Genomic DNA, 26,109 nt, shown 5'->3' with positions numbered 1-26,109 from the left:
AGCCCTCCCACCCTACGGGGCGGCACTGACAGCCCGGTCACGCGAGCGGGTTGGGGACGGTCCCGTGGACGGCCGCGTGGGGACGCTCGGACCGGTCCCGGTAGCCGTCCAGGTGCAGACGGTTGCGGTTGAGGCAGAGACGCTCGATGCGGGGGGTGAGCAGGTCGAAGAGTTCGAAGCGCTCCTTCAGGTCGGGGAAGCGCGCCTGGTGGCGCAGGATCTCGGCGCGGACGAGGGCCCAGAAGTCCCGCTCGGGCACTCCGAGTTGTTCTTCGCAGAGCGGCGCCAGGTAGCGGAAGACGCCGACGAAGAGCCCCGAGTGGATGAACTGCGTCAGGAAATCGGGCTCCTCCGTCAACAGGACGTCGCGGACATCATCCGGAAGGGTGGCGTGTTCGGGAAGCGGGTGGGCACTGATGTTCACATCGTCGACGAAGTCCTTGATCGCCAGACGCACGGGGACGTCGTCGGTGTCGTACACGACGATCGCGTTCTCACCGTGCGGCGAGAAGACCGTGCCGTAGCGGTAGAGGAAGTGCAGCAGCGGAGGGAGCAGAGCGGTGAAGAGGTGCTGGAGCCAGACGGCGGGGGCGAGTCCCGAGCGCTCGACGAGTTCGGCGACGAACGCCCGGCCGGCCGGGTCCGTGTGGAGGAGCGCGGCGAGGGTCCGGGCCCGCTCGCCCGGCGGCAGCCTCAGGGGCTCGCGCCAGATCGCGCCGAGCAGTTCCTTGTACTGGTAGGGGACTTCGGGGAGCCGGTCGTACAGCGGGTGCTCGACGGTGACGGAGGCGACCTCCCCGAGGAGGATCACCCGGCACTCGTCCCGCAGGAACGGGTCGGCGTCGCGCAGTCCGTGGACCCAGGCGGTCACGGCGGGGGCGGCGAGGGTGCGTTCGGTGGGCAGCCCGCGCCAGACGAGGGTGTTGAGCACGGAGAGGGGGAGCTTGACCGTGTGCCGGTCGGGGCGGCTGGTGTTGAGGAAGGTACGGACGGACTGCTGCGGCAGGCGCAGGTCGCCGTCGGCGGGGAGGGGGACGATGTCCCCGGCCGCGACGGCCGGGGCATAGAGCGGGAGCAGGACCTCGTCCCACTGCCAGGGGTGGACGGGAAGCAGGAGGTAGTCGTCGGGCGTGTGGCCGCGGGCCGTGAGGACGGCGCGGAAGGAGGCACGGACCTCGGGGTCGAGTTCCCCGCTGTAGAGACGGTCGGGGGTTTTGAGACTGGGGACCCCCCGGTAGGCGGCGAGGCGGTTGCTGACGGCGATCCACGGCAGCCGGGTGGGGCGGCGCGCCTCGGGGGCCCAGCGGGCGGTGTCGGAGGCGGAGAAGCCGATGCGGCCCTTGTTGAGGACGAGCCAGGGATGGCCGGTCTGGTGTCCTTCGAGTTCCGCGTAGGAGAGCTCGGCCAGCTCGTGCGCGGTGAGGGCCGTGTGGTCGAGGCGGGTGTCGGCGGCGAGGGTGGCGGAGAGTTCGCGGATGAGGTGGCCGAGGGTGGCGCCGTCGAGCCGGAGGAGGCCGCGGGCGCGGACCAGGAGGTCGAAGGGGTCGGTGAGGGGCCGGCCCTCGTGGGTGATCGAGTCGGCGGCGACGCGCCAGTTGCCGTAGGCGCCGCGGCGGGCACGGAAGGTGAGCGCGGTGCCGTCGTCCAGCCGCAGCGTGTAGCGGCCGGACTCGCCGTCCCGGGGTTCGGCCGGGAGGGCTTCAGCCGGGAGATGTTCGACCGGAAGGGGTTCGATGACCTCCTCGTACGCGAACTCGGCGAGGAGCTTGGCGAGGAGCCGGGAGGAGGCCCGGGTCCAGGCGGCGGCGTTCAGCTCGGGGGGTGAGAGCAGTTCGGGCCCGGGGGCGGGAGGGGTGGGCGCGGAGGTCAGGGCGTCGGGAGCGGGAGCGGGAGCCGGGACGGAGGGCGGGGCGGGAGGGGCGGGTTGTGCGGAGTCGTGGGGTGCAGGGAACGTCGACACGAGGACTCCTCGGGGTGGGAACCGCTGTGGGACGAGCGGTGGACTCAAGGAAGGGGGCGGGTTCAGAGGACGTGACGCAGGGTGCGGTCACGGATCATGAGGGCGGCCCTTTTGTCGGGGAGGTCGACTTCCGCCGCGTAGCGGAAGCCGCCGCCGAGGAAGGCCGAGACGGAAGGAGTGTTGCGGAGGTCGGGTTCGGCGAGGACGCGGGTGCACCGGGGACGGTGGTCGAGGACCAGGTCGGCGACGGCTCGCAGGAGCGTGGTGCCGACGCCCCGGCCCCGGTCGGCGGTGCCTCCGATCAGCAGGTGGAGGCCCGTGTCGTGGGGGCGCGCCGGATAGTGCCGGGCGAGCGGGTCGAGGTCGGCGCGGTAGATCTCGAAGTAGCTCATGGGTGTGCCGTCGAGCAGGCCGAGACAGGGGACGCTCCGGCCGTCGCCCTCCAGTTGGGCGCGGAGGTGATCGGCGGTCACGGTCTCGGGTCCGGCGAGCTCCCAGAAGGCGGCGACGGCGGGGTCGTTCATCCACCGGGTGAGGAGGGGGAGGTCCCGTTCCAGCCGGACGGGGACGAGCCGGAAGGAGCCGACGGGGGTGGCGGCGGGGCTCCAGGAGGCGACGGAGTCGAGCAGGTCGCCGTCGAGGAGTTCGCGGTGCGGGTGGCCGCCGCGGAAGAGAGCGCCGGTGGGGGTGCCGGGGACGGGGGCGGAGGTGTTGCCGGCGGCGGTTGCGGGGGTGCCGGGGAGGAAGGTACCGGTGGCGGGGCCGCCGGGGGTGGTCGCGGAGTTGGCGGGGGTGACCGCGAGGTTGTCGGGAGCGGGGGTGTCCGGGATCGGGGCGGGGGTGTCGGGGGCCGGGGGCTGTGGCGGGGCTCCCCGGGTGAGGAGGGCGACGAGGTCGTCGACCCTCAGGTCGAGGGTGTCGTCCCCCGGTGGGTCGGCCGGGGGGCGGGTGGGTGACACAGTGTCGCTCTCCTCTCGGTGGTGCGGTCGGAACGTGGGGCCGGGTGCGGGGGGGGGGGGACGGAGGGGTCAGGCGCGGAGGGGGTTGGTGACGGTGACGTAGACGGACTGGGTGTCGACCGGGCCGACGAGTTCGTCCAGGCCGTGCAGGCGGGTGAGGAGGTTGGCCTTGCTGCGCAGGGTCGCGGCCTCCAGGAGCCGGTGAGGGAGGGGCGAGCCCAGGCAGGTGGCGGAGGTGAGGAAGCTGCGGAGGGCGGCGAGCAGGACGCGTTCGTCGGCGAGGTGCTGGGAGCCGAAGGCGCCGATCAGGCCCAGGATGTTGTTGATCCCGAGGTAGTAGGCGAAGCGTTCGTCGGTGACCTGGTCCGAGACGAAGGTGTCGCTGTGGGCGCCGATGCCGGGGAGGCGGCTCTCCAGCTCGCTCCGGTGGGACTCGCGGAAGTAGTAGCCCTGGTTGTCGCGGTAGCGGCCGCCGACCGGCCAGCCGTCCGGGTCCAGGAGCACCAGGGTGTTCTGCTGGTGGGCCTCCAGGGCGACGCCGGCGTGTCCGTCGAGCCAGAGGACGGGGCGGACCACGTGGTCGAGGTAGCGGAGGAACCACTCGGCGGCCACGGCCGCGGTGGGGCGGCCGGTGCGGGCGGAGAGCCGGCCGATGACGTCGGCGAGCCGGGAGCGCATGGCGGTGGCTCCGGGCCAGGGGCGGGGGGCGGTGAGGGCGGCGATGCAGACGGCGTCGTCACCGGGGCCGAAGGGGTTGTGCCGGATCATGACGTCGAGACCGGGGACGGGGGTGCCGTCCGGGGCGTCGACGGCCAGCCAGGCGGGGTCCCGGACGATGTCGAAGCCCGGGTGGGCGGTCTGCCACTCGTCGACGAGGCCGGTCCGGAGCAGCCGGTGGACCTCGACGCCGCGGTGGAGCTCCTTGCGGAGGTTCTCGCGGCGGGAGTTGGTGATGCGCAGGCCGAGGGAGAGCTTGAGCATGGCCGGGGCGCCGGGGCGGTGCACGGTGCGGATGGAGGAGGTGGGGTGCCAGGGGGTGCCGTGGGCACCGAGGTCGTGGAGGAGGCCGTCGTCGAGGAGGGCGCGGACGTCGGGGCGGTGGCGGAGTTCGCGGGCCTGCCAGGGGTGGAGGGGCAGGGGCACGGTGCCGGCGGGAAGCGCGAGGCCTTCCGCGAGGCCGAGGGCGAGCTGCTCGGCGGTGACGGGCCGGCCCTGTTCGGTCCAGGCGGAGTCGGAGGCCAGGAGGGAGGCGTCGACGGCGAACCAGTGGAGGGGGAAGGCGCCGTGCAGTTCGGGTGAGTAGAGGCGGCCCTCGGCCTCGGTGAGGCCTTCGCGGCTCTTGGGGGTGGGGTGGAGCGGGTGGCCGAGCAGGAGGGACTGTTCGGCGGCGAGGAACAGGTCGGCGTCCGGGTGCGGCTGGGGCCGGTGGCGGCGCTCGGTGATGAAGTCGGCGGTGCGGCGGGCGGAGTCGGCGACCCGGCCGACGAGTTCGGTGCCCTCGGGGCGGCCGGTCTCCCGGCTGAGGAGTGCGGCGACGGTGACGGCGTCGACCGCCGGTGCCGAGGTGGGGAGCCCTTCGAGGACGGGGGCGCCGAAGCGGTGCCAGCCGGTGGGCGACCAGTAGTGGACGGGGACGAGGAGGGCGGTGCCGCTGGCGTCGAGGGGGACGCGCAGGGTGGGGGAGCCGGGGGCCGGGATGTTCTTCTCCCGGACCCAGCAGCGCAGGAGGTTCTCGACCGCGGCGGCGTCGGCGGCACGCGCCGGGTCGGGGTCGTCCAGGGGGTCCACGGCGGGCCGGAGGGCCCGGGGGGCGTACGGTCCGGCGTGCTGGCGCGGGACGGTGGGCTCACCGGAGCCGGTCCCGGCGGAACCGGCCCCCGCGGAACCGGCCCTGGCGAAGTCGGTCCCCGCAGAGCCAGTCCTGGCGAAATCGGTTCCCGCGAAGTCGGCCTCGACAGAGCCGGCCTCGGCGGAATCGGTCCCGGTGAAGCCGGCCTTGGCGGAAGCGGGCTCCTCGACGTCGGGATCCTCGGAGACGGACGCCTCGGAGACGAACCTCCTGCCGTCGGCCCTCTCGGAACCCAACCCCTCGACGTCGGGATCCTCGGAGCCGAGCTTCTCGGGGGCGAGCGTTCCGGAGCCGGAGCCAGAGCCAGAGGTTCCGGTGGCTCCGGTGGCTCCGGTGGCTCCGACGGTTCCGGAGGTGAAGGTCCCGGTCGTGAGGGGTTCGGGGGTGAGGAGGGGGGCGGTGGTGGGCGCCGGGGAGGTGGGCGTGGCGTTCACGGGCTTCCTTGGGGGTGGGGCCGGGGGCGGTCCGGGGTCAGTGGGACGGCCCGGGGGCGGGCACGGGGGCCGGGGCCCGACGGGAGGGCGACGGCCGGGGGACGCGGGCCCGTTCGGCGGCGGCGAGGGCGTCGGCGAAGCGGTCCAGTACGGCGGTGGCCTGCTCGTCGGTGAGGGTGAGCGGCGGAAGGAGCCGGACCACCGCGGAGTGGCGGCCGCCGAGTTCGACGATGAGTCCGCGGGCCAGACACTCCTGCTGGACGGCGAGGGCCAGGGCGGGGGCGGCGGGCGGGGCGGTGTCCTCGGGTCCGGCCGCGTCGGGGTCGACGAGCTCGATCCCGATCATCAGGCCCCGGCCTCGGACGTCGCCGACGCACGGGTGGGCGGCGGCGAGGCCCTGGAGCTGCCCGAGGATGCGGGCACCGAGGGTGCCGGCCCGTTCGGCCAGCCTGTTCTCGCGGACGTACGCGAGGGTGGCCGTGCCGGCGGCCATGGCGAGCTGGTTGCCGCGGAAGGTGCCGGCGTGGGCGCCGGGTTCCCAGGCGTCGAGCGAGGAGCGGTAGACGACGACGGCGAGCGGGAGGGAGCCGCCGATGGCCTTGGAGAGGACCATCACGTCGGGTACGACGCCGCTGTGCTCGACGGCCCAGAAGGCGCCGGTGCGGCCGACCCCGGTCTGGACCTCGTCCACGACGAGGGGGATGGCGCGGTCGGCGGTGATCCGGCGCATCCGGCGCATCCAGTCGTCGGGGGCGGGGATCACGCCGCCCTCGCCCTGGACCGCCTCGACGATCATTCCGGCGGGGGTGGTGACACCGCTCTTGGGGTCGTCCAGGAGGCTCTCGGTCCAGCGGGCGGAGAGTTCCGCACCGCGTTCGCCGCCGGTGCCGAAGGGGCAGCGGTACGCGTGCGGGTAGGGCAGCCGGGTCACGCGGACGTCAGGGGCCCCGCCGGAGGCGGCGAGGGCTCCGGCGGTCATGCCGTGGTAGGCGCCGGTGAAGGCGAGGAGGCCGTCGCGGCCGGTGGCGGTGCGGACGAGCTTGAGGGCGGCCTCGACGGCGTCGGTCCCGGCCGGTCCGCAGAACTGGACGCGGGCGTCGTCGGCGAGTTCGCCGGGGAGGGTGGCGAACAGCTCGGAGGTGAAGGCGTCCTTGACGGGGGTGGCGAGGTCGAGGACGTGGAGCGGGGCGCCCGAGTCGAGGACCTTCTTGATCGCTTCGAGGACCACGGGGTGGTTGTGGCCGAGCGCGAGCGTCCCGGCGCCGGAGAGACAGTCCAGATAGCGGCGCCCGTCGGCACCCTCGATGGTCAGCCCCCGGGCCCGCACGGGCACGATCGGCAGGGAGCGGGCGTAGGTGCGGGCGGCGGACTCGCGCAGGGACTGGCGGCGCAGGATGCTCTCGTACCCGGTCCCCCGCACCGTCCGCCCCGACGGGGCCGGCCGCGCCCCCGCGCCCCCTTCACTCCCCTCGCCTCCCCCACTCCCCTCGCCCCTTTCCTCCCGACGAGCACCCTCTTGAGGAATTCCAGGTGTCTCGCCCGCTTCGTTCGGCGCGGCCGTCGGGGTCGGCGGGGCGTGCGGCTCCGCCGGGACGGCCGGAGCTGGTTCGGTCACGGCCACGGCTCGGTGTCCTCCCGCTGTAACAGTTGCGTTGCACATCGGGGCGTCGTGGAACGGTCGCAAGGGGCGCCCCGGGCCCCTCCGCCGTGTCCCCCGTACGTACCAACGACGGGAACTCCCCGGGATCACGGGCCGGAGGCAAGATCTTGGCGTGTCCCGGATCACGGCACGGCAACGGCCGAACGGTGCCCGGAACCGCCGACGGGGCGCGTACCGTCCCCTCGGGCACCGGCATAGTGGGGGCCGTCGGCCGGAATCCGCCAGGGCCCGGCCGCTGTTCGCCCGCGAGCAAGCACCTGAACGAGCTGTACAAGTTGACGTAGTCCCAGGGGGATCACGAGATGCGATCGATTCGTCCGCTGCTGACGGCCGCTTCCGCCGTCGCGGCGCTGACGCTCACCGTTACGTCCTGCGGGCCGAGCGAGGAGAACGCGGGGGACAAGCCCAGTGCCCCCGCGAGCCTGGACCCGGCCGAGAAGCTCAAGATTCCGGAGGACCTGAAGGACCGCCTGAAGGAACACGGGATCGACCTCGACAAGTGGCGCAACGGCGAGTGGAAGAACTGGGACCGCGACAAGTGGCTGCGTGAGGCCAAGGACTTCGTCAACCCGATCATCGAGGGCCTCTGGGACCCGGACCGGATGCGGGAGGCCGAGCGCCCCGACGAGCCGGTCGAGGAGGAGGACATCTCGGGCGACAAGGGCGTCACCGACCCGACTCCGGACCCGGTGCGGGCGAAGGCCGTGGACGCGAAGTACCACGACAACGCCCCCGAGTCCGGGAAGGTCTTCTTCGACGGCCCCGAGGGCTCCATGGTCTGCTCGGCCACGGTCGTGAAGGACCCGGCGCACCCGGGCAAGTCCAACATGGTCTGGACGGCCGGGCACTGCGTACACAAGGGGAAGAAGGGCGGCTGGTACCGCAACATCGCCTTCGTGCCCTCGTACAACGACTCGGCGCTGGCGACCTCCGACCTGGAGAAGGCGGCGCGGGAGCAGATCGCCCCGTACGGCGTGTGGTGGGCGGAGTGGGTCAAGACCTCCGACCAGTGGATCGCCGAGGGCGCGAGCACGGGCGGCGCGGGTGCTCCCTACGACTTCGCGGTCATCAAGGTGACGCCGGAGAAGGGCTCCTCGGGCAAGTCCCTCGAGGAGACGGTCGGTTCGGCGCTTCCGGTGGAGTTCAACGCGCCCGCCGTGCCGAAGATCGCGAGTCTGACGGCGACCGGCTACCCGGCGGCGGCGCCGTACGACGGCCAGAAGATGTTCCAGTGCCAGGACAAGCCGGGCCGGCTGTCCCTGAAGGCGAACCAGCCGACGATGTACCGGATCGGCTGCACGATGACCGGCGGTTCGTCCGGCGGCGGCTGGGTGGGCAAGGGCAGCGACGGCAAGCCGGCGCTGGTTTCGAACACCTCGATCGGCCCGGCGTCGGCGGGCTGGCTCGCGGGTCCGCGCCTGGGCCCCGAGGCCAAGGGCATCTTCGACGAGGTCAGCAAGAAGTACGCCGGCCAGTAGGACCGGCGGCGGAGGCGGGGCCCCCGGGTCCCGCCTCCGCCCATGTCGCGCCCGTCTCGGCACAGGAACCCGTCTCGACACAGGGCCCCGTCCCGACCGGACATCTCAGCGGTAGACACCTCAGGGGGAAATCACCACATGCGCTCCGTACGACTCATACCAACCGCCCTCGGCCTGGCCACGGCGCTCGCGCTGACCGCCACGGCCTGCGGGCCCACCGAGACCCCGGCCGCCGACAAGCCGGCCGGCGGGGCGAGCAGCTCCGCGCCCGCGGCCGACGCCGGTGACGGCGGCGCCGACCTCACCAAGGACCTCGCCGACAAGCTGAAGAAGCGCGGCGTCGACCTGGAGGGGTGGAAGAACGGCGAGTGGAAGAACTGGGACCGGGAGACCTGGCTGCGTGAGGCCGAGGACTTCGTCAACCCGGTGATCGAGGGCCTCTGGGACCCGGCGCGCATGCAGTCCGCGAAGAGCCCGGAGCAGACGATCACCACCCAGGCCGGTGCCAGTGGCACCGACCCGGTGCCCCGGCCCGTGCAGGCGCAGCGCGAGAAGACGCCGTACCACCGCAACGCGGCCCCGGTCGGCAAGATCTTCTTCGACTCGCCGCAGGGCCACATGGTCTGCTCCGGCACCATCGTGAAGGACCCCCGCCGCCCCGGGAAGTCGAACCTGGTCTGGACGGCCGGGCACTGCGTCCACGCGGGCAAGAAGGGCGGCTGGTACCGCAACATCACCTTCGTGCCCTCGTACAACGACCTCGGCAAGTCCCCCGCCGCGCTGCGCAACGCGAAGCCGCACGAGGTGTACCCGTACGGCCAGTACTGGGCCGACTGGGCCGTGACCTCGGGCGAGTGGATCAAGTCCGGCGGCACCAACCAGGCCTGGCCGTACGACTACGCCGTGCTGCACGTGAAGCCGCAGCGGGGCACCAAGTCCCTGGAGGAGACCGTCGGTGCCGCCCTGCCGGTCGACTTCTCCGCCCCGGCGCCCGCACGGGCCGGGACGATCGGCGCCTGGGGGTACCCGCAGGCCGCTCCGTACAACGGTGTGATCATGCACAAGTGCCTGGACCGGGCGACGCGGTTCACCACGGCGCCCGCGACCCCGGTGATGTACCGGATCGGCTGCACGATGACGGCGGGCTCGTCCGGCGGCGGCTGGTTCCGGGTGCTGCCGAACGGGAAGACGGCGCTGGTCTCGAACACCTCGATCGGCCCGGCCGGCCGCAACGGCTGGCTCGCCGGACCGCAGCTGGGCAGCGGCGCCAAGGCGGCCCACGAGATGGTCAGCAAGAAGTTCGCCCGCTGACCCGCGGCGCGTAGAAACCGGAGAACAGCGAAGGCGCCGGTCCCCTCCCGGAAGGGAGGAGGCCGGCGCCTTCGGCGTAGGGGCTACGGGCCCGTCAGTGCGCGGCGGGCACGAACGGCGCCAGGAGCGCCGCCAGTTCCTCGTGCACCCTGGCCTTGAGCAGGGTGCCCTCGGGGGTGTGCTCCTCGGACTCCAGCTCGCCCTCGGCGTGCACCCGCGAGACGAGACCGCCCTGCGTGTACGGCACGAGGGCCTCGATCTCGACCTTCGGGCGCGGCAGTTCGGCGTCGATGAGCGCGAGGAGCTCCTCGATGCCCTGGCCCGAGCGGGCCGAGACCGCGATGGAGTGCTTCTCCATCCGCAGCAGGCGCTGGAGGACCAGGGGGTCCGCAGCGTCCGCCTTGTTGATGACGACGATCTCCGGCACGTTCACCGCGCCGACGTCCCGGAAGACCTCGCGCACGGCGGCCAGCTGCTCCTCCGGGGCGGGGTGCGAGCCGTCCACCACGTGCAGGATGAGGTCGGAGTCGCCGACCTCCTCCATGGTGGAGCGGAACGCCTCGACCAGGTGGTGCGGAAGGTGCCGGACGAAGCCGACCGTGTCGGCCAGGGTGTAGACCCGGCCGGTGGGCGTCTCGGCCCGGCGGACGGTCGGGTCGAGCGTGGCGAACAGCGCGTTCTCCACGAGGACGCCCGCGCCCGTGAGCCGGTTGAGCAGGGAGGACTTGCCGGCGTTGGTGTAGCCCGCGATGGCGACCGACGGCACGTTGTTCCTGCGCCGCTCCTGCCGCTTGATGTCGCGGCCGGTCTTCATCTCGGCGATCTCCCGGCGCATCTTCGCCATCTTCTCGCGGATGCGGCGCCGGTCGGTCTCGATCTTGGTCTCACCGGGACCGCGGGTGGCCATGCCGCCACCGCCGCCGCCACCCATCTGCCGGGAGAGCGACTGGCCCCAGCCGCGCAGCCGCGGCAGCATGTACTGCATCTGCGCGAGCGCGACCTGCGCCTTGCCCTCTCGGGACTTGGCGTGCTGGGCGAAGATGTCGAGGATGAGGGCGGTCCGGTCGACCACCTTCACCTTGACGACGTCTTCGAGGGCGATGAGCTGGCCGGGGCTGAGCTCGCCGTCGCAGACGACGGTGTCGGCTCCGGTCTCGACCACGATGTCCCGCAGCTCGCGCGCCTTGCCCGAGCCGATGAAGGTGGCCGGGTCCGGCTTGTCGCGGCGCTGGATCACGCCGTCGAGCACGAGGGCGCCCGCCGTCTCGGCGAGGGCCGCGAGCTCCGCGAGGGAGTTCTCGGCGTCCTGCACGGTCCCCGAGGTCCAGACGCCGACCAGCACGACGCGCTCCAGGCGCAGCTGGCGGTACTCGACCTCGGTGACGTCCTCGAGCTCGGTGGAGAGGCCGGCGACGCGGCGCAGGGCCGCGCGCTCGGAGCGGTCGAACTGGTCGCCGTCCCGCTCTCCGTCGATCTCGTGGCTCCAGGCGACGTCCTCTTCCATCAGGGCATCGGCCCGAAGGCTCTCGGTACGGCTCGTCTCCGCGAAGCTCTGGTTGTCCTGGGAAGGGGATGAAGAGGAGGTCATTGGATCCTTACGTCTGAGGAGAAACAGGTGTGTGACGGTGACAACGCGCGCGGGCGCCGGAAGATTCCCGGACCCCGGCCGCGTCGCCGACCGGACGATGGTGGCACGGTCCGCGGGGGCCCGTCACCCGGGTTTTCCGGCACCCGCCGGGCCCGTCACCCGCGTTCCGGGGCGCTCCCCGCGTCCCGGGGCGGGTTGCTGCGCCAGTCCGGGTGGCCGGGCATGGGCGGGGTCTTCTCGCCGTACAGCCAGCCCCGGAAGAAGCCGGTGAGGTCGCGTCCGGCGGTGCGGCCGGCCAGGGCGACGAAGTCGGCGGTGGCGGCGTTCCCGTTGCGGTACCGGGCGACCCAGGCGCGCTCCAGGCGCTGGAAGGCGTCGGCGCCGATCTCCTGGCGGAGCGCGTAGAGGACGAGGGAGCTGCCGTCGTAGACGACGGGCCGGAAGAGGCTGATCTTGTGGTCCGGCGAGGGGGGCTCGGGGGCGGCCGGGGGCCCGCCGGCCGCCCGCCACCCGTCGGAGGCGGCGTAGGCGGCCCTCATGCGCCGTTCCAGGGACCGGCCGGCGGTCTCGTCGGCGTACAGGGCCTCGTACCAGCTGGCGTGTCCCTCGTTGAGCCACAGGTCGGACCAGCTGCGGGGCGAGACGCTGTTGCCGAACCACTGGTGGGCCAGCTCGTGGACCATGATCGAGTCGACGTACCACTCGGGGAGGGCCCGGTCCGCGAAGAGGCGGCGCTCGAAGAGGGAGAGGGTCTGGGTCTCCAGCTCGAAGCCGGTGGTGGCGTCGGCGACGAGCACGCCGTACGTCTCGAAGGGGTACGGGCCGACCTGCCGCTCCATCCACTCCATGTGGGCCGGCGTCCTGCGGAGCCAGGGTTCCAGGAGCTCCCGGTCGGCGGTGGGCACCACGTCCCGCAGGGGCAGTCCGTGCGGTCCGGCGCGGTGGACGACGGTGGAGCGGCCGATGGAGATCTGGGCCAGCTCGGTGGCCATGGGGTGGCGGGTGCGGTAGGTCCAGGTGGTGGTGGAGCCGTGGCGGACGCGGCCGGCGGGCAGGCCGTTGGCGACGGCGGTGAGCCCGTCGGGGACGGTGATCCGGAAGGTGAAGTACGCCTTGTCCGCCGGGTGGTCGTTGGACGGGAAGACCCGGTGGGCGGCGTCGGCCTGGTTGGCCATGGCGAGGCCGTCGCCGGTGCGGACCCAGCCGCCGGTGTCGGCGGGGCCGGAGGGGTCGCTGGTGTGGGTGACGGTGATCCGGACCGGTTCGCCCGCCTCGACGGGCGCGGCGGGGGTGATCACCAGGTCCTCGCCGCTGCTCGCGTACGCGGCGGGGCGGCCGTCGACGGTGACGGCGGAGACCTCGCCGTGGGTGAAGTCGAGGTTGATCCGCTCCAGGTCGTCGGTGACGAGCGCGTCGATCCGGGTCACGGCGGAGAGCGGCTTCGTGTTCACGCCGGGGTAGGCGACGTCGAGGGTGTACGCGAGGACGTCGTAGCCCGGGTTGCCCAGGTGCGGGAAGAGGGGGTCGCCGATGCCGAGCGGCGCGGGGGCGGGCAGCGCGGCGGCGACGAGCCCGGCCGAGGAGGCGATCAGACCGGCGGAGCGGAGCCACCGGGCGCGGGGCGGCAGGGGGGCGTGGTCGAACGGCACGGGGGATCGGGCGAACGGCATGGGCCAGGGCCTTTCCGGAGGACTGGCCCTACGGCTACCAGGGCTTTCGCCGCGCGCGGGGGCGGCTCGCCCGCCCGCCACCCGAAGGGGGTCACGCCCCGGGGGCACCTGCCGGTCCCCGCCGGTCGCGTGTTCCTTCCGCCCGGTCACGGTGCCGTTCCCTCAGCTCCGGCGCGGGCGGGGGCGGGGTGACGCGCGGTGGCGGGCGCGGCTCACGTCGTACACCCCGGGCACGTCCCGCATGGCCCGCATGAGGGCGGGGAGCCCGGCCGCGTCGGGGAGGTGGAGGGTGTACGTGTGGCGGACCCGCTGCTCGCTGGGCGGCTCGACGGTCGCGGAGACGACCTCGGCCCCGGCGGTGGCGATGGCCTCGGTGAGGTCGGCGAGGAGTCCGGGCCGGCCGAAGGACTCGGCGACGAGGGTGACCCTGCCCTGGGCGGTGTCGCCCCAGCGGACGGCGACGGGCGCGCGCCCGATCCGGCGCATGGCGTCGGCGGAGGCGCAGCCGGAGCGGTGGACGGTGACCGATCCGCCGCGCACCCGGAAGCCGGTGATCTCGTCGGGGGGTACGGGGGTGCAGCACCCGGCGGGGCGGACGGCGGCGGGCTGCTCGCCGTCCAGGTCGGCGTGGAACTCGGCGTGGGGTCCGGCGCCGGGGCGACGGTCGGCGGCCGGGCGGGGTTCGGGCCGGGGCTCCGGACGGGAGCGGGGCCGGGCATCGGCTTGGGCGTCGGGCCGGGCGTCGGTGGCTCGTGCATCGGGCCGGAGGCCGTTGGAGCGGGAACCGGACCGGGGATCGGTGGCGCGGGGGCCGGTGGAGCGGGAGGCGGTGGGGCGGGGATCGGGCCCGGGGTCGGTGGGTTCGGCGTCCTCCGGGTGGTCCCGCAGCCAGCCCGTGATGGCGATCCGGGCGGCGGGGGTGCGGGCGTGGTCCAGCCACTCCGGGGACGGGCCGGACACGGGGTCCTGGGCGAGCAGCAGCTGCACGGTGTCGCCGTCGCCCAGGACGGTGCTCAGCGGGGCGAGGCGCCCGTTGACGCGGGCGCCGAGACAGGCGTGGGCGGCCTCGCCGTGCTGGGCGTAGGCGGCGTCGATGCAGCTGGCGCCGGCGGGCAGACTGATCGTGCCGGGCGCGCTGCCGTCGGCGCGGAAGACGGTGATCTCGTCGTCCTCGGCGAGGTCGGCGCGCAGCGAGGTCCAGAAGGTGTCCGGGTCGGGGGCGGACTGCTGCCAGTCGAGGAGGCGGGAGAGCCAGCCGGGGCGGGTGGGGTCGACGCGCTCGCCGTCCTCGGACACGAGGGACGCCGAGGACACGGGGGACGCCGCGGGCGCCGCGCCCTCGGGCTGCTCGGCCGGTTCCTGGCCCACGTGCGGGTTGCCGAGGGCGACGACCCCCGCCTCCGCGACCTTGTGCATCCGGTGGGTCCGGATGAGGACCTCGGCCACGGCCCCGTCGGGGGCGGCGACGGCGGTGTGCAGGGACTGGTACAGGTTGAACTTCGGCGCCGCGATGAAGTCCTTGAACTCGGAGATCACCGGGGTGAAGCAGGTGTGCAGCTCGCCGAGGACCCCGTAGCAGTCGGCGTCCTCGGCGACGAGCACGAGGAGCCGGCCGAAGTCGCAGCCGCGCAGCTCGCCGCGCTTGAGCCGGACGCGGTGGACGGAGACGAAGTGCCGGGGCCTGACGAGGACTTCGGCGCCGATGCCCGCCTCGCGCAGGACGGCCTCGACCTGTTCCGCGACGGCGCCGAGCGCGTCGGGGGCGTGCGGGTTGCCGGCGATGAGCGCGCGCGTGGTCTCGTACTCCTCGGGGTGGAGGATGGCGAAGACCAGGTCCTCCAGCTCGGTCTTGAGGGCCTGGACGCCGAGCCGTTCCGCGAGCGGGATGAGGACGTCCCGGGTGACCCGGGCGATCCGGGCCTGTTTCTCGGGGCGCATCACGCCGAGGGTGCGCATGTTGTGGAGGCGGTCGGCGAGTTTGATCGACATGACCCGGACGTCGTTGCCGGTGGCGACGAGCATCTTGCGGAAGGTCTCGGGTTCGGCGGCGGCGCCGTAGTCGATCTTCTCGACCTTGGTGACGCCGTCGACGAGGTAGGCGACCTCGGCGCCGAACTCCCGGCGCACCTGATCGAGCGTCACATCCGTGTCCTCGACGGTGTCGTGGAGGAGCGAGGCGGTCAGGGTGGTGGTCTCGGCGCCGAGTTCGGCCAGGATGAGGGTGACCGCGAGCGGGTGGGTGATGTACGGCTCGCCGCTCTTGCGGAACTGGCCGCGGTGCGAGGACTCGGCCAGGACGTACGCCCGGCGCAGCACCGTCAGGTCGGCCTCGGGGTGGTGGGCGCGGTGCGCCTCGGCGACGTGGCCGATGGCGTCGGGCAGCCGGTCGCGGGGGGCCGGTCCGGCGGTGGCGCCGAGCAGGGCGGCGCGGCCGAGCCGGCGCAGGTCGATGCGGGCGCGTCCGCGTCTGCGGACGGTCGTGTCGGCGGCGGCGTCCTCCGCCGCGCTCACAGGGTTGGCGGCCTCTGCGCTCATGGGGCACCTCCGGCGACAGACCGGCGGTGGGCGGGCCAGGCGTGCCCGGGGGCCGGTGCTTGATGCTACCGACCCCACCACGCGGCGCAGTCACGCTCTCGCTCAGCGTGAATCGGATCACCCATTCGAGCGATAATTCAGTCGTCGACCGTTTCGATTCCGGTGACCGCGGCGTTCCCGGGGCCCGCGGCCAGCCAGACGGGGTCGACGGTGCCCTCGGCGACGATGACGGCCGGGCCGGTCATGTCGATCCGCCCGTCGGGGTGCTCGGTGATGACCAGGGTCCCGCCGAGGACGTCGACGGTGTACGTGACGGGGGTGCCTCTCTCTGCGGGGTCGGCGCCGTCCCGGCGGGCGGTGGCGACCGCGACGGCGCACGCGCCCGTGCCGCAGGAGCGGGTCTCGGCGGCGCCGCGCTCGTGGACCCGCATGGCGACGTGGCGGGGGCCCCGGTCGACGACGAACTCGATGTTGACCCCGTCCGGGTAGACGGAGGCGGGCGCGTAGGCGGGCTCGGTGAGCAGGTTTCCGGCGTGGTCGAGGTCCTCGACGAAGGCGACCGCGTGCGGGTTGCCCATGTTGACGTTGCGGGCGGGCCAGCTGCGGCCGTCGACGGTGATCGTGGCGGCGGCCTCGGGGAGGACCGCGCGGCCCATGGCCACGGTGACGGTGCCGTCCTTGTCGAGGTGCACGTGCTTGACCCCGCCGCGGGTGGCGACGGCCACCTCGCCGGCGGTGACGTGCCCGGCGTGCTCCAGGTAGCGGGCGAAGACCCGGACCCCGTTGCCGCACATCTCGGCGACCGAGCCGTCGGCGTTGCGGTAGTCCATGAACCACTCGGCCTCGTCGGCCAGGTGCCGGGCCTCGGGGTGGGCGGCGCTGCGCACGACGTGCAGGAGCCCGTCGCCCCCGATGCCGGCCCGCCGGTCGCAGAGCCGGGCGACGACGGCGGGGGGCAGGTCGAGGGCGTTCTCCGCGTCGGGGACGATCACGAAGTCGTTCTCAGTGCCGTGGCCCTTGAGGAAACGGAGCGGGGAGGTCTGCGTGCTGGTCACGAGATCAACTGTACGGGGCGTGCACGCGGGTGCGTACGGGACCGGTGCCGTACCGGAGGATCGGCTCCCGGCCCCGGCAGCGGGGTCAGCGCAGGCGGGCCACGCGCCAGACCGCGAGGGCCACCAGGGCCCCGATGGTCGCCACGTACAGGGCGAGGACGCGCCAGTCGGGGCGCTCGCCGGAGCCGCGCGCCGGGAGTCCGGGCCAGGTGTGACCGACCTTGCGGGCGGCCATCACGCCCCAGCCCGCCGCGCAGGAGCTGATGAGCAGGCCGAGCATGGCGACGACGGCGCCGCCGTCCCCGGAGCCGAAGGCGAGCGGGAAGGCGAACATGAGCGAGCCGACGGCGGCGAGGCCCACGATCGGGGCCAGCTGCCAGATCCGCAGCCGCCGCTGGGGGCGCAGCTCGACCTCGACCTCGTCGGCGTCCACCACGACGGCGGTGCCGACCGCGTCGTCGGGGCCGTCCGGGGTCAGCCCCGGGGCCACGGCCGGGACGTCGTCCGCCGGACGGAGCGGGGGCTCGTCCGGCGGGTCGCCCGGCAGGTCACCCGAAGGGGCCGCCGTCGGGTCGCCGAGGACCGCTTCGTGCTGTTCTCTGTCGCGAGGGCCGGCCTCCATCGCCACGCGCCCTCCCCACTCGGACTCCACTTGGTCGATCGATGCTCGATGATGGCACGCTCCCGACCGCCGGGATGACGGGCAGGGCGTCCCGATGCCATCACGTGATCAGGCTGTAACCGCTCGTTCGACCAACGACAGCGCCTCTCGCGGGAGTTCCCTCCGGTGCTCGGCGGCTCCGCTGAGCCAGTGCACGCGCGGGTCGCGGCGGAACCAGGAGTCCTGGCGGCGGGCGAAGCGCTTGGTGGCCCGTACGGTCTCGGCGCGCGCCTCGTCCTCGGTGCACTCCCCCGCGAGCGCCGTGAGGACCTGCTGGTAGCCGAGGGCGCGGGCGGCGGTGCGGCCCTCGCGCAGCCCCCGCGCCTCCAGGGCGCGCACCTCGTCGACGAGGCCGGCCTCCCACATCCGGTCCACGCGCGTGGTGATGCGTTCGTCCAGTTCGGGGCGGGCCACGTCGACGCCGATCTGGACGGTGTCGTAGACGGAGTCGGGGCCGGGGAGGTTGGCGGTGAAGGGCTTGCCGGTGATCTCGATCACTTCGAGGGCCCGGACGATGCGGCGCCCGTTGCCGGGCAGGATCGCGCGGGCCGCCTCGGGGTCGGCCCCGGCAAGGCGGGCGTGCAGGACGCCGGGGCCGCGCTCTTCGAGCTCGGCCTCCAGACGGGCCCGGACGGCGGGGTCGGTGCCGGGGAACTCCAGGGCGTCGACGGCCCCCCGTACGTAGAGGCCGGAGCCGCCGACGAGGACCGGGGTGCGGCCGGCGGCGAGCAGCCGGTCGATCTCGGCGCGGGCGAGGCGCTGGTACTCGGCGACGCTGGCGGCCTCGGTGACGTCCCAGACGTCGAGGAGGTGGTGCGGGACGCCGCCGCGCTCCTCGGGCGTCAGTTTGGCGGTTCCGATGTCCATCCCGCGGTACAGCTGCATCGAGTCGGCGTTGACGACCTCGCCGCCGAGCTGCTGGGCCAGGAAGACACCCAGATCGGACTTTCCGGCCGCCGTGGGGCCGACGACGGCGATGACCCGCGGGGCGGGAGCTGCGCTTCTCACCGCCCCAGTCTCGCAAACCTCCGGACCCGTCCCCGAACGAGTCGCGTGACGGGTCCCCTCCGGCCTCGTTTCCTCGTACGCGGCACCCGGTCACCGGTCGTCGCGGGGGCCCTCCCCTCCGAGTACGCTGTGGAGTGGATATGGGCGTTTTGGCAAGTTTTTGCCATAGGTGCTCGCCCCGGGTGGCGCGAGAAGGCGGACGCGGTCGCGCGTTCTTCGGTGAAGAGCGGGCACGTGGTCCGTACGGAGGGCGCCGAGGCGGCCGAAGGCGCGTAGGCAGGCCCCCGGGCGCCGGGGACAGGACACGAGGACGGGCCCGCGAGGGTCCGCGGAGGGAAGGTGCCCCCATGGGTCTCATGGATTCGCTGAAGGCCAAGCTCGGCCCGGCCAAGGAGAAGGTCGCCGATCTGGCGCAGCAGCACGGGGAGAAGATCGACCAGGGCCTGGACAAGGCCGCGAGGGTGGTCGACGAGAAGACCAAGGGCAAGTACAGCGACAAGATCCATTCCGGTACGGACAAGGCGAAGGGGGCGATCGACCGGATGGGCCACAAGGACGGTGGCGCTCCGGGGGCCGATGGCACGCCCGGCGCCGGCGGAACGCCCGGGACCGGCGGAACGCCCGGGACCGGTGGCACTCCGGGGACCGGTACCGGGACCGGGGGTGGCGGTGTGACGCCGCCGCCGGCCGCCTGACGGTCGCCCGGCACGGCATGACGGCGGAGGGCCGCGGAGCGATGTGCTCCGCGGCCCTCCGCCGTGTCGTGTGTCGCGTGTCGTGCCGGGAATGCTCCCGGGACGGCTCGGGGTGGCTCAGGACCAGGCCGCGACGACGTACTCCACCCCGTAGGGGTCGTCCTCGTGGAGCAGTCGGCCGTCGAGCCCGGCGCCCTCGGCGGCGCCCGCGAGGACCTGCCAGGGGGCGCGGCCGGAGACCTTCAGTTCGCGCGCGAGCCCCGTGTCGAGGGCGAGCAGCGCGGGCGCGTCGGCCCCACCGAGCGCGCGGACGGCCTCCGCGTCGAACCCGGCGGCCCGCTCGTCGAGGTAGCCGGGGGCCTTGACCGTCCGGCAGGCGCTGCCGTCGCCCATCACGAGGAGGGCGACGCGTTCGGCGGAGGCGGCGAGCTCGCGGCCGGTGGCGGCGCAGGCCTCGGCCGGGGTCTCCTCCCCCACCCCCAGTCCCTCGACGGGCGCGCCGGACCAGCGGGCCCGGACCAGGAGCCAGGCCCCGACGGCGAGGGGGGCGGGGAGGGTGCGGTCGCCGGCCGGGCCGTCGCCGAGGCGTACGGAGAGGTCGACGCCGAATCCGGCGAAGGAGCCCGTGGTGCCGGCCGGGAAGACGCCGTCGGCGCCGCCGGTCGCGGGCCCGACGACGTACAGCCGGTCCGGGCGGGCGGCGGCGAGCAGTCCGACGGCGTCCGCGCAGGCGGTCCGGACGGCGTCCAGCTCGGTGGCGGCGCCGGTCGCGACCTCGGGCACGAGGAGCGGCGGACAGGGGCAGACGGCTGCGGCGACAAGCATGATCCGCACCTTACTGCGCCGGGACGGTGGGGGACGGGGACGGGGACCGGCCCTGGGGGCGCTTCCCGGCCGCCCGGGGCGAACCCCGGAGGCCGGGCTCAGTGGGCCCGGCCTCAGTAGGCCCTGCTCCAGCGGCTCCCGCCTCAGTGGGCCCCGCAAGCCGGGACGTCGGCCGTCGGGAGGGGGGCCGGGACGCCGATCTTGGGGAGGCCCAGGAGGACGCCCTTCGGCTTCTCGGCGGTGCGCTTCTCCCAGGCGTCGCCCGCGCGGGTGCGGCGCACCGACGCGACCGGGCCCTCGGCGAGGAGGTGGTGCGGGGCGGCGTAGGTGATCTCGACGGTCACGACGTCGCCGGGGCGCACCTCCTCGTCCGGCTTGGTGAAGTGGACGAGCCGGTTGTCGGGGGCGCGGCCCGAGAGGCGGTCGGTGGCGCCGTCCTTGCGGCCCTCGCCCTCGGCGACCATGACCTCCAGGGTGCGGCCGACCTGCTTCTTGTTCTCCTCCCAGGAGATCTCCTCCTGGAGCGCGACTAGCCGCATGTAGCGGTCCTGCACGACCTCCTTGGGGATCTGCCCCTCCATCTCGGCCGCCGGGGTCCCGGGGCGCTTGGAGTACTGGAAGGTGAAGGCGTTCGCGAAGCGGGCCTCGCGGACGGTGTGCATCGTCTGCTGGAAGTCCTCCTCGGTCTCGCCGGGGAAGCCCACGATGATGTCGGTGGAGATGGCCGCGTGCGGGATGGCCGCGCGGACCTTCTCGATGATGCCGAGGAAGCGCTCCTGGCGGTACGAGCGGCGCATCGCGCGGAGGATCGTGTCCGAGCCGGACTGGAGCGGCATGTGCAGCTGCGGCATGACGTTCGGGGTCTCGGCCATCGCCGCGATCACGTCGTCGGTGAAGTCGCGGGGGTGCGGGGAGGTGAAGCGGACCCGCTCCAGGCCCTCGATCTGTCCGCAGGCGCGCAGCAGCTTGGAGAACGCCTCGCGGTCGCCGAGGTCGGAGCCGTACGCGTTGACGTTCTGGCCGAGCAGGGTGATCTCGGAGACGCCCTCGGCGACCAGCGCCTCGATCTCGGCGAGGATGTCGCCGGGCCGGCGGTCCTCCTCCTTGCCGCGCAGGGCCGGGACGATGCAGAAGGTGCAGGTGTTGTTGCAGCCGACGGAGATCGAGACCCAGGCGGCGTAGGCGGACTCACGGCGGGTCGGCAGCGTGGAGGGGAAGGCCTCCAGGGACTCGGCGATCTCGATCTGCGCCTCCTCCTGGACGCGGGCGCGCTCCAGGAGGACCGGCAGCTTGCCGATGTTGTGCGTGCCGAAGACCACGTCGACCCAGGGGGCCTTCTTGACGATGGTGTCGCGGTCCTTCTGGGCGAGGCAGCCGCCGACGGCGATCTGCATGCCCGGGCGGGCGGTCTTCATCGGGGCGAGCCGGCCGAGGTTGCCGTACAGCTTGTTGTCGGCGTTCTCGCGGACCGCGCACGTGTTGAAGACGACGACGTCGGCGTCGCCGTCGGCTCCCTTGGGGGCCCGTACGTAACCCGCCTCCTCCAGCAGACCGGAGAGCCGCTCGGAGTCGTGGACGTTCATCTGGCACCCGTAGGTGCGGATCTCATAGGTCTTGGTGCCGTCAACGCTCACTGCGGTGCTCCGGTCGCTGCTGCTCGTCATGCGTCAAGGGTAGGCGGTCCGGGACGGCCCCCTTTCCGTCGGCTGACGGGCTACCGGACGCACGGGGACGGCCACGTCGTTGCCGTCGCCTGGGCTCGTTCGGGTCAGGGCGTGATCGTGGTCTCGGTCTCGTACGGTTCCTGCGGGAGGAGCGTGGGCGACCACGCCTCCTCGGTCGGGGCCGGGTACCACGTGGGCTCCGGCGTCGGGGCGAAGGGGCCTGCCCGGTTCTCCATGAGCAGCAGCATGCCGAGGCACAGGACGGTGCTGATGACGATGAGGGCGAGGCCGACGGGGTTGTTCGCGTTGTAGACGTACCGGTTCGTTCCCCAGCGGCTCTTCTTGAAGACGGGCTCGTCGCTGTTCACGCGGTCACCGCCCGGAGCGGGCCCGTGGCGGCGGAGGCGATGGCCGCGCCGTACTCGTTCCTCATGGGTTCCCCCTCGGTCGCGTTTCGTCGTCCTGTCGTTCCCCCGGCACCGTAAGGGGGCCGCGACCGGCCCCGACACGGGTGCGGCGCGCACCGAACGGCGCCCCGTCTTGCCGGGCCCCGGCAGTCTCCCCGCGCCCTGCGGTTTTCCGCGGGGTGGCCGGACGGGAAGCCCCGTACCGGCGCGGAGGCCGGATTCCTAGCGTGGAGGAGTACCGGGGCGAAGGTCCCCGGAGCCCCGACGCCTCGCCCTGGAGCCCCGCCATGCCGATCGCCTCCTTCGTCCACTCCACCCCCCTGGCACTGGCCGGAGAGCCCGCGGGCGGTGTCGCCGGCTGGGCCGCCGGGCTCGTCGACACGATGGGCGGCCCGGGAGCCGGGCTCGCCATCGCCCTGGAGAACCTCTTCCCTCCGCTGCCCAGCGAGGTCATCCTGCCCCTGACCGGTTTCGCCGCCGGTCAGGGCGTGCTGAGCCTGGCGTCGGCGCTGTTCTGGACGACGCTCGGCTCGGTGGCCGGGGCGGTGGCGCTCTACTGGATCGGGGCGCTCTTCGGCCGGGAGCGGATGCACGTGATCTGGGCGCGGCTGCCCCTGGTGAAGGCCTCGGACCTGGTCCGCACCGAGGAGTGGTTCGCCCGGCACGGCACCAAGGCCGTCCTGCTCGGCCGGATGGTGCCGATCTTCCGCAGCCTGATCTCGGTGCCCGCGGGCGTCGAGCGGATGCCGCTGCCGCTCTTCGTCGCGCTCACCACGCTCGGCAGCCTCGTCTGGAACGGGATCCTCGTGATGGCCGGTTACTGGCTGGGCGACCGGTGGGACCTCGTGGAGGGGTACGTCGGCGTCCTGTCCAAGGCCGTCCTGGTCCTCGTCCTGGTCGCCGTCGCGGCGTACGTGGCGGTCCGGCTGCGCGGACGCGGGGCCCGGCACCGGCGCGCCTCGTGAACCCGGCTCTCCGCCCGGCGGGTGCGGCCCCGCACTCCGCCCTCCGTCCGACCGGTACGGCCTCGTCCTCCGCCCTCCTCCCGACCGGTACGGCCCCGCTCCCCGCGCGGCCCCGGCGATCTTGTCCGGGCGGTACGGGTCCACTAGCCTCGGACCGCGCTCAAGGGGGTTCGGTGCGGGAGAGCTCGGCGGACGTCACGTCCGGGCGGTCGGTGGCGGACGCCGGTGGGGACGGGTCCACCGCCACCGCCCGTACGGCCTTCCCCTCCCGCGCCCTGGGCACCCTCCTCGGCTGCGCGACCGCCCTGGCCGGCGCCCTCCACTTCCTCGTCGCCGGTACGGTCCTCGGCCCGCTCCTGCTCCGGCCGCGCACCCGGCCCGGCACCCTGAGGGTCCTGGCGGCCGGCGCGCGGCGGCTGACCGCCCTGGAACGGGCCCGCCGCTCCGTCTTCTTCGGCGACCGCTTCCCGGAGCACTACGAGGCCTCCGACCGGAAGGTCCTGCGCCATCTGGCGGTCCGCGTCGGCACGGGGCTGCTCTGCGGCGTGGTCGTCGGTCTGCTCGGCTTCGGCGCGGTCCTGGCGGGGCTCCTGGCCGCCGGAGCGGTCCGGGGCACCCTGGGCTGGGACGAACTGCTCGTCCAGGTCCTGCTCGGCGGGGTGCTGCTCTTCCTCGACGTCCAGGGCCTGCACTCGCTGGCCGCGCTCGACGCCCGTACCGCCCGCGCTTTCTTCGGCCCCTCCGAGGGGGAACTGCTCCGGCGGCGGATCGACGAGCTCGCCGCCAGCCGGGCCGCCGTCGTCGAGGCCGTGGACGCCGAGCGGCGCCGCATCGAGCGCGACCTGCACGACGGGATCCAGCAGCGGCTGGTGGCGCTCGCCGTGCTGATCGGCCGGGCCCGCCGGGGCCGCGACCCCGAGCGGGCCGACGCGCTGCTGCTCCAGGCCCACGAGGAGTCCCGGGGCGTCCTGGCCGAACTGCGCGAGGTGGCCTGGCGGGTGTACCCGTCGGCACTGGACGGCCTCGGGCTCGAAGAGGCGCTCGGCGGGGTCGCCGAGCGGTGCCCCCTTCCGCTGCGGATCCGGTTCGAGGTCGGCGCCCCGCTGCCCCGGCCGGTGGAGACCGCCGCCTACTTCGTGGTGTCGGAGTGCGTGACGAACGCCGCCAAGCACTCCTCGGCGTCCGCGGTCTCGGTCGCGGTGGCCCTCGACGGGCCCCGGCTCACCGTCCGGATCGAGGACGACGGCACGGGTGGCGCGGACCCGACCGGCGGCGGGCTCACGGGGCTCCGCAGTCGGGTCGCCGCGCTCGACGGCGTCCTGCGCGTCCACAGCCCCCTCGGGGGACCGACCACCGTCACCGCGGAGCTGCCGTGCGCCTGATCCTGGCCGAGGACTCGACCCTGCTGCGCGAGGGCCTGGTCCGCCTGCTCGTCGAGGAGGGCCACGAGGTCCTGGCGGCGTTCGGGGACGCGTCGACGCTGGTCGGGGAGGTCGGGGAGCACCGGCCCGACATCGTCGTGGTGGACGTCCGGATGCCTCCGACGCACACCGACGAGGGGCTGCGGGCGGCCGTCGAGATCCGGGAGCGGTGGCCCGGGACCGGTGTGCTCGTCCTCTCGCAGTACGTCGAGCGCGCCTACACGGCCGAACTCCTCGCGACGGGCGCCGAGCGGGTCGGCTACCTCCTGAAGGACCGGGTGGCGCAGGTCGAGGAGTTCCTCGACGCGCTCGACCGGATCCACGCCGGCGGAGCGGCGATCGATCCGGAGGTCGTCCGGCGGCTGGTCGTACGGACCACGCGCGTCGATCCGCTGGCCCGGCTCACGCCCCGGGAGCGGGAGGTCCTGGAGGCACTGGCGCAGGGCCACACGAACACGGCCATCGGGACGAAGCTGCACCTCTCGCTGAGTTCGGTGGAGAAGCACCTCAACTCCGTCTTCGACAAGCTGGACCTCGACCGCGCGAACGACGGCTACAGCCGGCGGATCCTGGCGGTGCTCCGCTACCTGGAGTCGTAGCGCCCGGAGGACGCGGGGACGGGTACGACGGTGGCCCGGCCCTCCGGGCGCCCGGACGGGCGGGTGGGATCGCAGGGGCCCGGCCGCGACCGCGCGGAGGCCGCCGCGGCGGGACGGGGACGGACGGGAGCGGTGCGTTCGGAGGGGGACGCCAGGGGCGGACAGGGGACTGTCCTCAAGATCACCGAACGCCTTCCGACGCTAACCGCCGGGGCACCACCGCCCCGGCAGGACACACGGCGCGGTCCGCGCCGCCCGGGCCGCTCACCGCTTCGGCGGAGCGCACTCCGGGCCCGTACACCGCGAGCGGCGCGGCCGTCCCTGGCCAGGAGCCGAGGTGGGCTGGCAGGATCGGCCCATGTTCGCCTCCCTCTCCCGCGCCGCCCGCCGCCGTGCCCTGGCGGCCACGGCCGCGCTGCTCGCGCTGTGCGGGGTGCTGGTGTGGTGGCTGGCCCCCTTCGGCCCTCCCGCGTCCAGCGGCTCGATCACCTTCAGCACGGGCGTCCCGAGCGGCGTGTACCAGCAGTACGGGGACCTCCTCAAGCACGCCCTGGCCCAGGACCTGCCCGAGGTGTCGATACGGCTCACGGACAGCGAGGGTTCCCAGCAGAACCTGGCGCGGGTGGCGTCGGGCGAGGCGGACTTCACCATCGCCACGGCCGACGCCGTGGCCCAGTACCAGCGCGAGCGCCGGCCCGGTTTCGAGCGGCTGCGCGGCTGCGCCCGGTTGTACGACGACTACGTGCAGCTCGTGGTCCGCAAGGGGTCGTCGCTGCAGGAGGTGCAGGACCTGAAGGGTCTGCGGGTCGGCGTGGGCCAGGACGGGTCGGGCGTGCGGCTGATAGCGGACCGGGTCCTCGCGGCGGCCAGTCTGGCCCCCGTACGGGACGTGAAGGCGGTCCCGGCGGGCATCGACACCATGCCGGAGCTCCTGGAGCGCGGCGAGCTGGACGCCTTCTTCTGGTCGGGCGGGCTGCCCACCGGTGCGGTGCAGAAGCTGTCCGAGCGCACCCCGGTCCGGCTGATCCCGCTGGACGCGGAGCTGGTCGGGCAACTGCACGACGTCGGCGAGTCGACCCGCCACTACCGTTCGGCGGTGATCCCGGCCGACGCGTACGCGAAGGCGCAGGACGGGCAGCGGGTCGAGACGCTGGCCGTGGCGAACCTCCTGGTCACCACGGAGGAGGCCGACGCGGACCTGGTGGAGGGCTTCACCCGTACGGTGATCAGGAGCAGGGACGGGATCGGCCGCCAGGTCCACCCGGCCCAGCTGGTGGACCTGCGCACCGCCGTCTACACGGACCCCCTGGAGCTCCACGAGGGCGCCCGCCGCTACTACCGCTCGGTGAAGCCCTGACGGCACCG

General features: G+C 73.9%; 20 protein-coding genes. 7 read left to right on the top strand and 13 right to left on the bottom strand.

Features of this window, described 5'->3' with window-relative positions; all coding sequences use genetic code 11:
• Positions 1–37 precede the first annotated feature (37 nt).
• The 4 genes from CP977_RS25770 to CP977_RS25750 all read right to left on the bottom strand — a co-directional run bounded on the left by CP977_RS25770 (position 38) and on the right by CP977_RS25750 (position 6,823).
• Positions 38–1,960 (bottom strand): IucA/IucC family protein, encoded by a 1,923-nt coding sequence (locus CP977_RS25770; protein WP_183953395.1) that lies wholly within the window; start codon positions 1,958–1,960, stop codon positions 38–40.
• A gap of 62 nt (positions 1,961–2,022) precedes the next feature.
• Positions 2,023–2,919: a GNAT family N-acetyltransferase gene (locus CP977_RS34925; protein ID WP_079131000.1), complete on the bottom strand. Its 897-nt coding sequence runs from the start codon at positions 2,917–2,919 to the stop codon at positions 2,023–2,025.
• A gap of 69 nt (positions 2,920–2,988) precedes the next feature.
• Positions 2,989–5,202, bottom strand: a complete 2,214-nt coding sequence (locus tag CP977_RS25760; RefSeq protein ID WP_244412633.1) for an IucA/IucC family protein — start codon at positions 5,200–5,202, stop codon at positions 2,989–2,991.
• 37 nt (positions 5,203–5,239) lie between these two features.
• Positions 5,240–6,823 carry a diaminobutyrate--2-oxoglutarate transaminase family protein gene (locus CP977_RS25750; RefSeq protein ID WP_372460783.1) on the bottom strand — a complete coding sequence of 528 codons (1,584 nt, stop codon included), beginning with the start codon at positions 6,821–6,823 and terminating at the stop codon, positions 5,240–5,242.
• A 341-nt stretch (positions 6,824–7,164) separates the two neighbouring features.
• On the opposite strand from CP977_RS25750, the gene CP977_RS25745 reads away from it, so the two are divergent.
• A complete protein-coding gene (locus CP977_RS25745; RefSeq protein ID WP_062751875.1) occupies positions 7,165–8,340 on the top strand; it encodes a trypsin-like serine peptidase in 1,176 nt (391 codons plus the stop codon).
• 138 nt (positions 8,341–8,478) lie between these two features.
• A complete protein-coding gene (locus CP977_RS25740) occupies positions 8,479–9,651 on the top strand; it encodes a trypsin-like serine peptidase (RefSeq protein WP_062751876.1) in 1,173 nt (390 codons plus the stop codon).
• Between the two features lie 94 nt (positions 9,652–9,745).
• On the opposite strand, the gene hflX is transcribed toward CP977_RS25740, so the two are convergent.
• From hflX to miaA, 6 genes are all read right to left on the bottom strand, one after another.
• Positions 9,746–11,239, bottom strand: a complete 1,494-nt coding sequence (hflX, locus tag CP977_RS25735; RefSeq protein WP_062751877.1) for a GTPase HflX — start codon at positions 11,237–11,239, stop codon at positions 9,746–9,748.
• A gap of 155 nt (positions 11,240–11,394) precedes the next feature.
• Positions 11,395–12,909 carry a M1 family metallopeptidase gene (locus tag CP977_RS25730; protein ID WP_229991756.1) on the bottom strand — a complete coding sequence of 505 codons (1,515 nt, stop codon included), beginning with the start codon at positions 12,907–12,909 and terminating at the stop codon, positions 11,395–11,397.
• Positions 12,910–13,071: 162 nt separating this feature from the next.
• Complete coding sequence (locus CP977_RS25725; RefSeq protein ID WP_104860380.1) at positions 13,072–15,444, bottom strand: RelA/SpoT family protein; 2,373 nt, start codon at positions 15,442–15,444, stop codon at positions 13,072–13,074.
• Between the two features lie 137 nt (positions 15,445–15,581).
• On the bottom strand, positions 15,582–16,499 hold the full coding sequence (gene dapF, locus CP977_RS25720; protein ID WP_152370877.1) for a diaminopimelate epimerase: 918 nt from the start codon (positions 16,497–16,499) through the stop codon (positions 15,582–15,584).
• Between the two features lie 85 nt (positions 16,500–16,584).
• A complete protein-coding gene (locus CP977_RS25715) occupies positions 16,585–17,121 on the bottom strand; it encodes a hypothetical protein (protein WP_109184157.1) in 537 nt (178 codons plus the stop codon).
• Between the two features lie 108 nt (positions 17,122–17,229).
• Complete coding sequence (gene miaA / locus CP977_RS25710; protein ID WP_062751879.1) at positions 17,230–18,168, bottom strand: tRNA (adenosine(37)-N6)-dimethylallyltransferase MiaA; 939 nt, start codon at positions 18,166–18,168, stop codon at positions 17,230–17,232.
• Positions 18,169–18,515: 347 nt separating this feature from the next.
• Here miaA and CP977_RS25705 point away from each other — a divergent pair, with 347 nt between their 5' ends.
• Positions 18,516–18,863 (top strand): antitoxin, encoded by a 348-nt coding sequence (locus tag CP977_RS25705; protein WP_152370876.1) that lies wholly within the window; start codon positions 18,516–18,518, stop codon positions 18,861–18,863.
• A gap of 117 nt (positions 18,864–18,980) precedes the next feature.
• Here CP977_RS25705 and CP977_RS25700 read toward each other — a convergent pair whose 3' ends face one another.
• The 3 genes from CP977_RS25700 to CP977_RS25690 all read right to left on the bottom strand — a co-directional run bounded on the left by CP977_RS25700 (position 18,981) and on the right by CP977_RS25690 (position 21,720).
• A complete protein-coding gene (locus CP977_RS25700) occupies positions 18,981–19,688 on the bottom strand; it encodes a class III extradiol dioxygenase subunit B-like domain-containing protein (RefSeq protein WP_062751881.1) in 708 nt (235 codons plus the stop codon).
• 143 nt (positions 19,689–19,831) lie between these two features.
• The gene (gene miaB / locus CP977_RS25695; RefSeq protein ID WP_109184155.1) at positions 19,832–21,352 is read right to left on the bottom strand and encodes a tRNA (N6-isopentenyl adenosine(37)-C2)-methylthiotransferase MiaB; all 1,521 of its coding nucleotides are present in this window, start codon (positions 21,350–21,352) and stop codon (positions 19,832–19,834) included.
• A 104-nt stretch (positions 21,353–21,456) separates the two neighbouring features.
• On the bottom strand, positions 21,457–21,720 hold the full coding sequence (locus CP977_RS25690; protein ID WP_062751883.1) for a hypothetical protein: 264 nt from the start codon (positions 21,718–21,720) through the stop codon (positions 21,457–21,459).
• 326 nt (positions 21,721–22,046) lie between these two features.
• Here CP977_RS25690 and CP977_RS25685 point away from each other — a divergent pair, with 326 nt between their 5' ends.
• From CP977_RS25685 to CP977_RS25670, 4 genes are all read left to right on the top strand, one after another.
• A complete protein-coding gene (locus tag CP977_RS25685; protein ID WP_152370875.1) occupies positions 22,047–22,724 on the top strand; it encodes a DedA family protein in 678 nt (225 codons plus the stop codon).
• A gap of 173 nt (positions 22,725–22,897) precedes the next feature.
• Positions 22,898–24,106 (top strand): sensor histidine kinase, encoded by a 1,209-nt coding sequence (locus CP977_RS25680; RefSeq protein WP_372460782.1) that lies wholly within the window; start codon positions 22,898–22,900, stop codon positions 24,104–24,106.
• On the top strand, positions 24,097–24,744 hold the full coding sequence (locus CP977_RS25675) for a response regulator transcription factor (RefSeq protein WP_062751885.1): 648 nt from the start codon (positions 24,097–24,099) through the stop codon (positions 24,742–24,744). The genes CP977_RS25680 and CP977_RS25675 overlap by 10 nt, the downstream gene beginning before the upstream one ends.
• 358 nt (positions 24,745–25,102) lie before the next feature.
• Positions 25,103–26,101 carry a TAXI family TRAP transporter solute-binding subunit gene (locus CP977_RS25670; RefSeq protein WP_152370874.1) on the top strand — a complete coding sequence of 333 codons (999 nt, stop codon included), beginning with the start codon at positions 25,103–25,105 and terminating at the stop codon, positions 26,099–26,101.
• Positions 26,102–26,109 lie beyond the last annotated feature (8 nt).

Source organism: Streptomyces cinereoruber (assembly GCF_009299385.1).
GTDB classification, from domain to species: Bacteria; Actinomycetota; Actinomycetes; order Streptomycetales; family Streptomycetaceae; genus Streptomyces; species Streptomyces bikiniensis.
Note: the sequence above shows the minus strand (reverse complement) of the source record. Positions and strands in the feature narration are given on the sequence as shown.